The sequence below is a fragment of the Pseudoalteromonas sp. BZA4 genome (assembly GCF_040104395.1).
Lineage (GTDB): Bacteria > Pseudomonadota > Gammaproteobacteria > Enterobacterales > Alteromonadaceae > Pseudoalteromonas.
Window position 1 is genome coordinate 203,123 of record NZ_JBECOT010000001.1, and the last position, 13,324, is coordinate 216,446.

10 protein-coding genes are annotated in these 13,324 nt (G+C 42.8%); 9 read left to right on the top strand and 1 reads right to left on the bottom strand.

Features of this window, described 5'->3' with window-relative positions; translation table 11 throughout:
* Window positions 1-55 precede the first annotated feature (55 nt).
* Window positions 56-1,342 (bottom strand): citrate synthase, encoded by a 1,287-nt coding sequence (locus tag ABMY41_RS00850; RefSeq protein WP_054551373.1) that lies wholly within the window; start codon window positions 1,340-1,342, stop codon window positions 56-58.
* A 409-nt stretch (window positions 1,343-1,751) separates the two neighbouring features.
* Between ABMY41_RS00850 and sdhC the strand changes: the two genes are divergently transcribed.
* From sdhC to argA, 9 genes are all read left to right on the top strand, one after another.
* Window positions 1,752-2,129 carry a succinate dehydrogenase, cytochrome b556 subunit gene (sdhC, locus tag ABMY41_RS00855; protein ID WP_082401567.1) on the top strand — a complete coding sequence of 126 codons (378 nt, stop codon included), beginning with the start codon at window positions 1,752-1,754 and terminating at the stop codon, window positions 2,127-2,129.
* Window positions 2,120-2,467 (top strand): succinate dehydrogenase, hydrophobic membrane anchor protein, encoded by a 348-nt coding sequence (sdhD, locus tag ABMY41_RS00860; RefSeq protein ID WP_054551371.1) that lies wholly within the window; start codon window positions 2,120-2,122, stop codon window positions 2,465-2,467. The genes sdhC and sdhD overlap by 10 nt, the downstream gene beginning before the upstream one ends.
* On the top strand, window positions 2,468-4,240 hold the full coding sequence (sdhA, locus tag ABMY41_RS00865; protein ID WP_054561569.1) for a succinate dehydrogenase flavoprotein subunit: 1,773 nt from the start codon (window positions 2,468-2,470) through the stop codon (window positions 4,238-4,240).
* 10 nt (window positions 4,241-4,250) lie between these two features.
* Window positions 4,251-4,967: a succinate dehydrogenase iron-sulfur subunit gene (locus tag ABMY41_RS00870; RefSeq protein ID WP_054551369.1), complete on the top strand. Its 717-nt coding sequence runs from the start codon at window positions 4,251-4,253 to the stop codon at window positions 4,965-4,967.
* Between the two features lie 84 nt (window positions 4,968-5,051).
* Window positions 5,052-7,871 (top strand): 2-oxoglutarate dehydrogenase E1 component, encoded by a 2,820-nt coding sequence (locus ABMY41_RS00875; RefSeq protein ID WP_349273933.1) that lies wholly within the window; start codon window positions 5,052-5,054, stop codon window positions 7,869-7,871.
* Window positions 7,872-7,874: 3 nt separating this feature from the next.
* A complete protein-coding gene (gene odhB / locus ABMY41_RS00880) occupies window positions 7,875-9,374 on the top strand; it encodes a 2-oxoglutarate dehydrogenase complex dihydrolipoyllysine-residue succinyltransferase (RefSeq protein ID WP_349273934.1) in 1,500 nt (499 codons plus the stop codon).
* Window positions 9,375-9,551: 177 nt separating this feature from the next.
* Complete coding sequence (sucC, locus tag ABMY41_RS00885) at window positions 9,552-10,718, top strand: ADP-forming succinate--CoA ligase subunit beta (RefSeq protein WP_175082008.1); 1,167 nt, start codon at window positions 9,552-9,554, stop codon at window positions 10,716-10,718.
* Window positions 10,718-11,590, top strand: coding sequence for a succinate--CoA ligase subunit alpha (sucD, locus tag ABMY41_RS00890; protein ID WP_175082007.1), 873 nt, complete (start codon window positions 10,718-10,720; stop codon window positions 11,588-11,590). Before sucC ends, sucD begins: the two co-directional genes overlap by 1 nt.
* A gap of 193 nt (window positions 11,591-11,783) precedes the next feature.
* Window positions 11,784-13,124, top strand: coding sequence for an amino-acid N-acetyltransferase (argA, locus tag ABMY41_RS00895; protein WP_349273936.1), 1,341 nt, complete (start codon window positions 11,784-11,786; stop codon window positions 13,122-13,124).
* Window positions 13,125-13,324 lie beyond the last annotated feature (200 nt).

Consider the following 13,324-nt stretch of genomic DNA (forward strand, 5'->3'; position numbering starts at 1 on the left):
AGTGCAGGGCAACAAAAAAGGCCGCATAGCGGCCTTTTTTAAACGCAAATTCGTATTAACGCTTGTCTGTTGGTACGTAATCGCGTGAAGTTTCACCAGTGTATAACTGACGAGGACGGCTGATCTTGTGACCAGGTTGAGAAAGCATCTCATCCCAGTGAGAGATCCAACCAACAGTACGTGACATTGCAAAGATTACAGTGAACATGCTTGTTGGAATACCGATTGCTTTTAAGATGATACCTGAGTAGAAATCCACGTTAGGGTAAAGTTTCTTCTCAACGAAGTATGGGTCTTCAAGTGCAATTTGCTCAAGCTTCATAGCGATATCAAGAAGTGGATCTTGAATGTTTAGCTCAGCAAGTACTTCGTGACATGTTTGACGCATTACTGTCGCACGTGGGTCGAAGTTTTTGTATACACGGTGACCAAAGCCCATAAGACGGAAAGGATCAGACTTATCTTTTGCTTTAGCAACGTACTCGTCGATACGGTCAACAGAGCCGATTTCTTCTAACATGTTAAGACATGCTTCGTTAGCACCACCGTGCGCAGGGCCCCATAAAGATGCGATACCAGCCGCGATACATGCGTAAGGGTTAGCACCTGAAGAACCAGCTAGACGAACAGTTGACGTTGATGCGTTTTGCTCGTGGTCAGCGTGAAGCATGAAGATTTTGTCCATTGCTTTAGCAAGAACAGGGCTTACTTTGTATTCTTCAGCTGGTACTGAGAACATCATGTGTAAGAAGTTTTCAGCGAAGCTTAAGTCGTTACGCGGGTAAACAAACGGTTGACCTACATTGTATTTGTAAGCCATCGCAGCGATAGTTGGTAATTTAGCAACTAGCTTGATTGCGCTTGTTTTACGTTGTGTTGCGTCAGTGATGTCTAAATCTTCGTGGTAGAAAGAAGAAAGAGCACCTACAACACCACACAGCATTGCCATTGGGTGAGCGTCAAAGCGGAAACCTTGGAAGAAGTTTGCGATTTTAGTATCAAGCATTGTGTTGTGCGTGATTTCTTGAGCAAACGCTTCGTATTGTTCTTTAGTCGGTAATTCGCCGTTTAATAGTAAGTAGCAAAGCTCGATGTAGTTTGATTCATCAGCTAATTGCTCGATTGGGTAACCACGGTGTAATAAAACACCTTTGCCGCCATCGATGTAAGTGATTGAAGATTCACAAGAACCGGTCGACATGAAACCTGGGTCGTAAGTGAAGTGACCGTGTGAACCTAACGTACGTACGTCGATTACGTCTTGGCCAGCAGTGCCTTGGTAAATTGGAAGTTCGATTGGATCAAGACCATCAATATGGACCGTGGCTTTCTTATCCGCCATCTATTTATCTCCTATTAAGATAACAACTCTGATTGTTATGTTCTGAATCTGTTTAAGCACATTCTTTTCATTTTAACGTGAAAGAGGGGTATAAAGTCAATTTTTATAAACATTATGCACAAATGGATAATAAATATTCTGTCAGGATTAAATATTATACTATTGGCTAATTCGCAAACGTCTCTTACTAAACAAGAATTGTAAAAAGACCTTTGGCTATATATACTATCCAAGGTTTTATACCGTATTGTCTGTAGGTAAACTTTATTTTTACATTTGAGTTTTGCATAAGTGTGAACTTTTTGTGTATCAACACGGTTTACTTAGATAGTTCCATCGAAATTCATTTTGATGGGTTTTAGAAAAACAAGTAGATGAGCTCCTTAGTGGGCAAGATGGGCAAGTAACTGTGAAAAAGCAAAGACCTGTAAATCTAGATCTAACAACTATATCTATGCCGGCAACGGCTAAAGCATCAATTTTTCACCGCGTCACCGGTGTTGCATTATTTTTTGCTTTAACGTTTGTCATTTGGGCTTGGTCTGAGTCTCTTTCTTCTGCAGAAGGTTTTGAATTCGTCAAGGGTCTGTTCAGCGGATTCATTGCCAAATTCATAGCATGGGGCACCATTTCTGTATTGGCGTATCACTTAATCGGTGGTATCCGTCATATCATTATGGACATGGGTCACTGGGAAGAACTTGAATCAGGTAACTTCAGCGCTAAAGTTGCATTAGCTTTAGGTGTTGTAGCTGCAATTCTAGCAGGAGTGTGGATATGGTTTTAAATCAAGCAACTCTTAAACGTGATGGTGTACAAGATTTCGTATCACTACGTGCAACAGCATTAATAATCAGCGCTTACGCGATTTTTATTATCGGCTATTTTTTATGTACGCCAGAAGTCACTTTCGAAGCCTGGCAAGGCCTATTCTCTAACCTAGCAATGAAAGGGTTTACCTTAATTACCCTAGTTTGCATTATGGTTCACACCCGTATCGGCCTTTGGCAAGTTCTTACTGACTATGTTAAATGCGCTAAATTACGTGCTGTTTTAGGCTTTGTATTAAACCTTATGGCTGTTGCTTACGTAGCAATTGGTCTAATCGTTTTATGGGGTGTTTAAGTGAATTATTCTGTTCGTGAATTTGACGCTGTAGTGATTGGTGCAGGTGGTGCTGGTATGCGCGCAGCACTAGCTATCACTGAATCAGGCAAAACCTGTGCACTTATCTCAAAAGTTTTCCCTACACGTTCTCACACTGTGTCTGCACAGGGTGGTATTACGGTTGCTCTGGGTAACTCACATGAAGATAACTGGGAATGGCACATGTACGATACTGTTAAAGGTTCCGATTTCATCGGTGACCAAGACGCTATCGAATATATGTGTAAAACAGGCCCAGAAGCTATTACTGAATTAGAAAACATGGGTTTACCATTTTCTCGTTTTGAAAATGGCCGTGTTTACCAACGTCCTTTCGGCGGTCAGTCGAAAAACTTTGGTGGTGAACAGGCTGCACGTACTGCAGCAGCAGCTGACCGTACTGGTCACGCGCTATTACACTGTTTATACCAACAGAACGTTAAAAACAAAACTAACGTATTCTCTGAGTGGTACGCACTAGATTTAGTTAAAAACAGCGACGGTCACGTTGTTGGTTGTACAGCAATCGACATCGAGTCTGGCGAAGTTGTTTACTTCAAATCAAAAGCTGTTGTTTTAGCAACAGGTGGTGCAGGCCGTATCTACGCATCTACAACGAATGCACACATCAATACTGGTGACGGTGTTGGTATGGCTACACGTGCTGGTGTTGCAATGCAAGATATGGAAATGTGGCAGTTCCACCCAACAGGTATCGCCGGTGCCGGTGTACTTGTAACTGAAGGTTGTCGTGGTGAAGGTGGTTACCTTCTTAATAAAGACGGCGAACGCTTCATGGAACGTTACGCACCAAATGCAAAAGACTTAGCGTCTCGTGACGTTGTTGCTCGTTCAATGATGACTGAGATCCGTGAAGGTCGTGGTTGCGATGGTCCTTACGGTCCTCACATCAAGCTTAAGCTTGACCACTTAGGTGAAGAAACACTTAACTTACGTCTTCCAGGCGTATGTGACCTTGCGAAAACATTCGCACACGTTGATCCAGCTAAAGAACCAATTCCAGTTATCCCAACATGTCACTACATGATGGGTGGTGTTCCAACTAACGTAAATGGTCAAGCATTACAAATTGATGCAAACGGCCAAGAGAAAGTAGTTGAAGGTTTATTCGCTGTTGGTGAGATTGCATGTGTATCTGTACACGGTGCTAACCGCCTAGGTGGTAACTCACTACTTGACTTAGTTGTATTCGGCCGCGCAGCTGGTAACTTCTTAGGTAAGTACCTTAACGGTGTTGAAGCAGGTAAAGATGCGTCTGATTCAGACCTTGAAGCATCACTTGCACGCTTTAACCGTTGGGAAAACTCTAAAGCTGGCCAAGGTGAAGACCCAGTACAAATCAAGAAAGACCTACAAATGTGTATGCAACTTAACTTCTCGGTATTCCGTGAAGGTGATGCAATGGCAACAGGCCTTAAAGAGCTTAAAGAAATTCGTGAACGTCTTCAGTACGCTCGTCTTGACGACAAGTCGACTGAGTTCAACACTGCACGTATCGAATGTCTAGAGCTTGATAACTTGATGGAAACAGCATACTCAACAGCAGTAGCTGCAAACTTCCGTACAGAAAGCCGTGGTGCACACTCTCGTTTTGACTTCCCAGATCGTGATGACGATAACTGGCTATGTCACTCTATCTATAACCCAGTTACAGATGAAATGACAAAACGTGAAGTAAACTACGCGCCGAAACTGCGTGAAGCTTTCCCACCTAAAGCACGTACATACTAGGAGCGAGACGATGGCACAAGTACAATTTTCGGTTTATCGTTACAATCCAGATGTTGATAATGCACCACGTATGCAGGACTTCTCGCTAGAAACGCAAGAAGGCCAAGATATGATGGTATTGGATGCGCTTATGCAATTAAAAGAGCAAGATCCAACATTATCATTCCGTCGTTCATGCCGTGAAGGTGTGTGTGGTTCTGACGGTATCAACATGAATGGTAAAAACGGTTTAGCGTGTATTACTCCTTTATCAACGCTACTAAAAGGTGGCAAAGGTAAAATCGTAATTCGTCCTTTACCAGGTTTACCTGTGGTACGTGACCTTGTTATTGACATGAGTCAGTTCTACACTCAATACGAAAAAGTTAAGCCTTACCTAATCAACGACACGCCTGCGGCGGGTGAGCGTCTTCAGTCAATCGAAGAACGTGATAAGTTAGATGGCTTATATGAGTGTATCTTATGTGCATGTTGTTCAACATCGTGTCCTTCGTTCTGGTGGAATCCAGACAAGTTCATCGGTCCTGCGGGTCTTCTTCATGCGTATCGTTTCTTGGCTGATAGCCGCGATACAGCTACTGAAGAGCGTCTTGCTGACCTTGACGATGCGTTCAGCGTGTTCCGTTGTCACAGTATCATGAACTGTGTTAGCGTGTGTCCAAAAGGTCTTAACCCGACCAAAGCAATTGGACAAATCAAATCAATGCTTTTAAACCGCGCTGTTTAAAGCTTGAATATGTAAGGTGGTTAAGTGATTAACCACCTTGTTTTTACAACAATTAATTTCTGCGCTAAAGAAAAGGGCTTATAAATGCACGAAGGTGTGATGAAGGCATGGCTAGAATCTTCTCACTTAAACGGCGGTAACGTTGCTTACGTAGAAGAGCTTTATGAAGCGTACTTAGATGATGCGACTTCTGTGCCAGAAGAATGGCGAGAAGTGTTCGAACAATTACCAAAAGTTGATGGTGTGGATGTTGACGTTAAACATTCTGAAGTTCGTTCACAATTTGCACAGCTTGCTAAAAACAAGCATAGAGAAGTAGTGGTAGCAGAGGGTGGCTCTGGCGATCCTAAACAGGTCAAAGTGCTACAACTTATTAATGCTTTCCGTTTCCGTGGTCACCAAAATGCCAACCTAGATCCATTAGGTATTTGGCAACGCGAACGTGTTCGTGATCTAGAATTAGAGTACCACGATTTATCTGAAGCTGATTTTGACCGTGAATTCAATGTGGGTTCGTTTGCTGTCGGTCGCGAAACCATGCCATTAGGTGAGCTATATCAAGCACTCAAAACGACTTACTGTGGGTCGGTAGGTGCTGAGTATATGCACATCACTTCAACTGAAGAAAAACGTTGGTTACAACAACGTTTAGAATCAGTGCAATCACGTCCAACGTTCTCTAAAGAAGAAAAGCTACGTATCCTTAAAGGATTAACAGCTGCAGATGGCCTTGAAAAATATTTAGGGGCTAAGTTCCCTGGTGCAAAACGTTTCTCACTTGAAGGTGGTGACGCATTAGTACCAATGCTTAAAGAACTAATTCATCGTGCAGGTGAAAGCGGACAAAAAGAAGCTGTTATTGGTATGGCTCACCGCGGTCGCTTGAACGTACTAGTGAACGTTTTAGGTAAAAACCCATCAGAATTATTCGATGAGTTCGCTGGTAAACACAAAGACACATTAGGCTCAGGTGATGTTAAATATCACATGGGTTATTCATCTGACTTTGCAACTAACGGTGGCAACGTGCACATGGCACTTGCATTTAACCCGTCTCACTTAGAAATCGTTAACCCAGTGGTTATGGGGTCGGTACGTGCTCGTCTAGACCGTCTAGGTGATAAGTCAGGTATTAAAGCATTACCAATTACTATTCACGGTGACTCTGCAATCGCAGGTCAAGGTGTTGTACAAGAAACATTTAACTTATCGCAAACTAATGCATTTAGTTGTGGTGGTAGTATCCGTATCGTTGTCAATAACCAAGTTGGTTTTACAACGTCTAAACAGTCTGATGTACGTTCTACACCATACTGTACTGATATTGCGAAAATGGTTCAGGCACCAATTTTCCACGTTAACTCTGACGACCCTGAAGCGGTTGCATTTGTTACTCAAATCGCACTTGATTTCAGAAACCAGTTTAAACGTGATGTAGTGATTGATTTAGTATGTTATCGCCGTCATGGTCATAACGAAGCGGATGAGCCGAACGCGACTCAACCACTTATGTACCAAAAGATCAAAAAGCATCCAGTACCTCGTCTAATTTACGCAGACCAATTAGTTGCTGAAGGTTCATTCTCAGAAAATGAAGTAAAAGCACTTGCTGATGATTACCGTAACGGTTTAGACAAAGGCAACTGTGTTGTTGAAGAAATTCAACTAGAAACATCGCACTCTTCTGATTGGGCTAAGTTTGTTGGTCACGATTGGGATGTTGAGTACGATGCAACAGTATCGGTTGAGAAGTTAAAAGAGCTTGGCGAAAAAGTAGCAAGCTTCCCAGAAAGTCACAAAGCACAGTCGCGCGTTAAGAAAATCTACGACGACCGTAAGCTAATGGCGACAGGTGAAAAACCACTTGACTGGGGTATGGCTGAAACACTTGCTTATGCAACCCTTGTTGATGCAGGTACAGATATCCGTTTAACAGGTCAAGATTCAGGCCGTGGTACATTCTTCCACCGTCATGCTGTTGTTCATAACCAAAAAGATGCATCAACATACTTGCCGCTGCAAAATATCAGCGAAAAGCAAGGCGCATTTGAAGTGTATGACTCAGTTCTTTCTGAAGAAGCGGTACTTGCATTTGAATATGGTTACGCAACAGCTGAACCTACGTCACTTGTAATGTGGGAAGCACAATTTGGTGACTTCGCTAACGGTGCACAAGTTGTATTTGACCAATTCTTAAGTTCAGGTGAGCAGAAGTGGGGCCGTTTATGTGGTCTTACATGTTTACTTCCACACGGTTATGAAGGTCAAGGTCCTGAGCATAGCTCGGCACGTTTAGAGCGTTTCTTACAGTTGTGTGCTGATCACAACATGCAAGTATGTGTTCCTTCAACACCTGCGCAAGTTTATGCAATGCTTCGTCGTCAATCAGTACGTCCACTTCGTCGTCCATTGATTGTTATGACGCCTAAGTCGCTACTTCGTCACCCGTTGGCAACATCTACACTTGAAGAGTTATCTGAAGGTGTATTCCACAATATGATCGATGAAATCGATGATATTGCTGCAGAGAAAGTAGAACGCGTTGTATTCTGTAGCGGTAAAGTTTACTACGAGCTACTACAAGAGCGTCGTAAGCAAGAATTAAATAACATTGCTATTGTTCGTGTAGAACAATTATATCCATTCCCACACGCTGAGATGGATACAATCATGCAGCGTTACCAACACGTTAAAGATTTTGTTTGGTGTCAAGAAGAGCCACAAAACCAAGGTGCATGGTATTGTTCTCAACACCACTTTGTTGATGCAATCCCAGCCGGTGCTAAATTAACTTACGCAGGTCGTAAAGCATCAGCATCACCAGCGTGTGGTTACATGTCAGTGCATAATAAAGAACAACAAGCGCTCGTTGCAGATGCGCTTACTATTGAAAAGAAAGGATAAGCAATGAGCACAGAAATTAAAGTTCCTGTACTTCCTGAGTCGGTTGCTGATGCTACTGTTGCAACATGGCACGTAAGTGTTGGCGACAAAGTAAGCCGCGACCAAAACTTAGTAGATATCGAAACAGATAAAGTTGTTTTAGAAGTTGTTGCACCAAATGACGGTGTAATCACTGAAATTTCACAAGAAGAAGGTGCAACGGTACTTGGCGAACAAGTAATTGCATTACTTGGTGATGCAGATGCTGCACCAGCAAGTGACGAATCAGCACCAGCTAAATCAGAAGACGCGCCAGCGGCGCAATCAGCACCAGCATCAGAAGGTAAAGAAGTGGACATTAAAGTACCTGTACTTCCAGAATCAGTCGCAGACGCGACAATTGCTACTTGGCACGTTCAACCAGGTGAAGCGGTAACACGCGACCAAAACCTTGTTGACATCGAAACTGATAAAGTTGTTCTTGAAGTTGTTGCTCAAGAAGACGGTATCATGGGTGAGCACATTCACGCTGAAGGCGAAACAGTACTTGGTGAGCAAGTTATTGGTACAGTTAAAGCGGGTGCAGCACCGGCAGCAGCAGCTCCTAAAGCTGAAGCAGCACCAGCAAGCGAATCAAATGACAGCTCTGACGTGTTAACGCCGTCAGTTCGTCGTTTAATCGCTGAGAAAGGCCTTGATGCATCAAAAATTAAAGGTACTGGCAAAAATGGCCGTGTAACTAAAGAAGATGTTGATACATTCTTAAAAGCACCGGCAGCAGCGCCTAAAGCAGAAGTATCAGCGCCAGCAGCACCTATGGGTGACCGTACACAAAAACGTGTTCCTATGACTCGTTTACGTAAAACAATCGCTAATCGTCTTCTTGAAGCGAAAAACTCAACGGCAATGTTAACGACTTTCAACGAAGTTAACATGAAGCCAATCATGGACCTTCGTAAGCAGTACCAAGAAGTATTCGAAAAGCGTCACGGTATCCGTTTAGGCTTCATGTCTTTCTACGTGAAAGCAGTTACTGAAGCACTTAAGCGTTTCCCTGAAGTAAATGCGTCTATCGACGGTGATGATATTGTTTATCACAACTACTTCGACATCAGCATCGCGGTTTCTACACCACGTGGTCTTGTTACTCCAGTTCTTAAAGACTGTGACAAGCTATCAGTTGCTGAAATCGAAAAAGGTATCCGTGAGCTAGCGCTTAAAGGTCGTGACGGTAAATTATCACTTGATGATATGACAGGTGGTAACTTCACTATCACTAACGGTGGTGTATTCGGTTCATTACTATCTACACCAATCATCAACTTACCACAGTCTTCAATTTTAGGTATGCACAAAATCCAAGAGCGTCCTATGGCTGTAAATGGTAAAGTTGAAATCTTACCAATGATGTACTTAGCGTTATCTTATGATCACCGCCAAATCGATGGTAAAGAATCAGTAGGTTTCTTAGTAACAATTAAAGAGTTACTTGAAGATCCGACTCGTTTACTACTAGATGTTTAATCTGGTTGTATGAAAACTAAGCTGTGAACCTCGTTCACAGCTTTTTTTTTGCGCCTTTGGTCTAACTGGGGTTTTCATGTGGAGCCTTGGGATTTATACTAAGTGCGCAATTTGGGATAGCTGTTTATTTTGCATAAATATTCAGCTCTTTTAGTATAAAAAATTGGATAAAGCATCATGAATTTGCATGAGTATCAGGCAAAACAACTTTTTGCCGAATATGGTTTACCAGTTTCTCAAGGTTTCGCTTGCGATACACCTGAAGAAGCTGCAGCAGCTGCTGAGAAAATCGGCGGTGATATGTGGGTTGTTAAAACACAGGTTCACGCAGGTGGCCGTGGTAAAGCTGGCGGTGTTAAGCTAGTTAAAACAACTGACGAAGTTAAAGAGTTCGCTGCGAACTGGTTAGGTAAAAACTTAGTTACTTACCAAACAGACGAAAATGGTCAGCCAGTATCAAAAATTCTTGTTGAAAGCTGCACTGACATCGCTAACGAATTATACCTTGGCGCTGTAGTAGATCGTGCTTCTCGTAAAGTTGTTTTCATGGCATCTACTGAAGGTGGTGTTGAAATCGAGCAAGTTGCAGAAGAAACTCCAGAACTAATTCACAAAGCTGAGATCGATCCACTAGTTGGTCCTCAAGCTTACCAAGCTCGTGAGTTAGGCTTCAAACTAGGTTTAAACCCTACTCAAATGAAACAGTTCGTTAAGATCTTCATGGGTCTTGCTAACATGTTCAACGATTTCGATTTCGCTCTATTAGAAATCAACCCGCTAGTAATCACAGACGAAGGTAACCTTCACTGTCTAGACGGTAAAATCGGTGTAGATGGTAACGCGCTTTACCGTCAACCTAAAATCCGTGAAATGCACGATCCTTCACAAGAAGATGCGCGTGAAGCTCACGCTGCAAGCTTCGAGCTTAACTACGTTGCACTAGACGGTAACGTTGGTTGTATGGTTAACGGTGCAGGCCTAGCAATGGGTACTATGGACATCGTAAACCTACACGGTGGCAAGCCAGCTAACTTCCTAGATGTTGGTGGCGGTGCAACTAAAGAGCGTGTATCTGAAGCATTCAAGATCATCTTATCTGACGACAACGTTAAAGCTGTTTTAGTTAACATCTTTGGTGGTATCGTACGTTGTGACATGATCGCAGAAGGTATCATCGGCGCAGTTAAAGAAGTAGGTGTTAACGTTCCTGTAGTTGTACGTTTAGAAGGTACTAACGCTGAACTTGGTCGTGAAGTACTAGCTAAGTCTGACCTTAACATCATCGCTGCTGAATCACTAACAGACGCAGCTGAAAAAGTTGTTGCTGCTGCGGAGGGCAAATAATGTCTGTATTAATCAATAAAGATACAAAAGTTATCTGTCAAGGTTTCACAGGTGGCCAAGGTACTTTCCACTCTGAGCAAGCGCTTGAGTACGGTACACAAATGGTTGGTGGTGTAAGCCCAGGTAAAGGCGGTCAAACGCACCTTGGTCTTCCAGTATTCAACACTGTACGTGACGCTGTTGAAGCAACTGGCGCAACTGCATCAGTTATCTACGTACCAGCACCTTTCTGTAAAGATGCAATCTTAGAAGCTATCGATGCTGGCATCGAGCTAATCGTTTGTATCACTGAAGGTATCCCAACACTAGACATGGTTGACGTTAAAGTTAAGCTTGATCAAACTGGTGTTCGTATGATCGGTCCTAACTGCCCAGGTGTTATCACTCCGGGTGAAACTAAGATCGGTATCATGCCTGGTCACATCCACAAGCCTGGTAAAGTTGGTATCGTATCACGTTCTGGTACTCTTACTTACGAAGCGGTTAAGCAAACTACTGACGCTGGTTTCGGCCAATCAACATGTGTTGGTATCGGTGGTGACCCAATCCCTGGCACTAACTTCATCGACGTTTTAGAAATGTTCGAAAAAGACGAGCAAACTGAAGCTATCGTTATGATCGGTGAAATCGGTGGTACTGCAGAAGAAGAAGCTGCAGAATACATCAAGCACAACGTGACTAAACCAGTTGTTTCTTACATTGCGGGTGTTACTGCACCTCCAGGTAAGCGTATGGGTCACGCTGGTGCAATCATCGCAGGCGGTAAAGGTACTGCTGATGAGAAATTTGCTGCATTAGAAGCTGCTGGCGTAAAAACTGTACGTTCACTAGCTGACATCGGTGCTGCACTTAAAGAGAAAACAGGCTGGTAATCAGTTTTAATCTCTTAAAAAGGCTCGCTTTTGCGGGCCTTTTTTGTATCTATCACTTTTTTGTTCCCTACAAGAAAATTCCAATCACAAATTAAGAATAATAATGCTTTATTTGTGAATATAAATTCTCTACACTTGTGGCTTGTATATCTGTTTTTATTAAAACATTCGACTTTAATAAGGTAAATATTACGTGCGTACCACAGAATTGGTAGATGGATTTCGCCAGTCAACCCCATACGTTAATGCTCACCGCGGTAAAACATTCGTTGTTATGCTTGGCGGAGAGGCGATCGATCAGTCTGGTTGTCGCAGCATCATCAACGATGTCGCGCTATTAACTAGTCTTGGTATTAAGATTGTTTTAGTGTTTGGTGCTCGCCCACAGTTTAACGCAGCGCTTGAACAAGTTGGCATAACTAGTCAGTTTCATAATGAGATACGGGTAACTGATAACGCAACATTTGATGTGATCAAAAAAGTAGCGGGTGCGATGCAGTTCGATATAACAGCGCGTTTATCTACGTCTTTAAGTAGTACACCTATGTCGGGCTCATTTTTAAATGTGGTGACTGGTAATTTTGTTATTGCTCAGCCTTTAGGTGTTGATGAAGGTGTGGACTATCATCATTCAGGTAGAGTGAGACGTATCGATGTTGCGGGTATTCGCCACCAGTTAGATAACAACGGAATTGTTCTGCTTGGGCCAATAGCGGCATCTGTCACAGGTGAAAGTTTTAACTTAACTGCTGAAGAAATTGCTACGCAAGTAGCTCTCAAACTACGCGCCGATAAAATGCTTGGCTTTTGTAAAGAAGCCGGTATTTTGGATGAAAATGGTGAGGCGATTGCAGAGCTAATGCCAAATGAAGCTGAGCAGCTACTAGTAAACTATCGCAAGCAACCTGACTCATGTGTAAGCGCAACCGTATTCTTACAAGCTGCAATTGATGCTTGTCGAGGTGGCGTACATCGTTGCCATCTTGTTAGTTACAAAGAAGATGGCGCCTTATTACAAGAGCTGTTCTCTTTAGATGGTATTGGTACACAAATCGCACCACAAAGCTCTGAGCAATTACGAAGTGCAAGTATTGCTGATATTACCGGAATCATTAACCTTATAAGACCCCTTGAACAGCAAGGCTATTTGGTGCGCCGTTCTCGTGAACAGCTAGAAATCGAAATTGAACAATTTACGGTTATTGAGCGTGATGGTCTTATTATAGCGTGTGCGGCTTTGTATCCGTTTGCTGATGAACAAGTAGGGGAGTTTGCAAGTTTGGCTGTTCACCCTCAGTACCGAGATGCCGATCGCGGCAGTTATCTACTGAGGTTTATTATTAATAAGGCTAAACGTGCGGGTTATTCGCATTTATTTGCACTCACTACACGTAGCATTCACTGGTTTTTAGAGCAAAGCTTTGAAATAGTGACAGTTGATGAACTACCTGCGAAGAAAAAAGCGCTTTATAACCATGAACGCCGCTCTAAAGTATTGCGGCTAGATTTAACTAAGCTAGGTAATAAGAGGTGACGCATGCGTCACCTCTTATATACCCAAACATCCTCAGGGTGCGAGTTTCAGTTGGAATTAAAAGCAATTTAGGCAAGGCATTGATTGCAAGTAATAGTGGTTCTATTGTTAAAATCAATAACGCAGTATAAATTGCTTTTAAACCAACCCTTTGGGCGCTTCACAGGCACTTACTCTCATCGTTGTTACTTCTTAAAAGG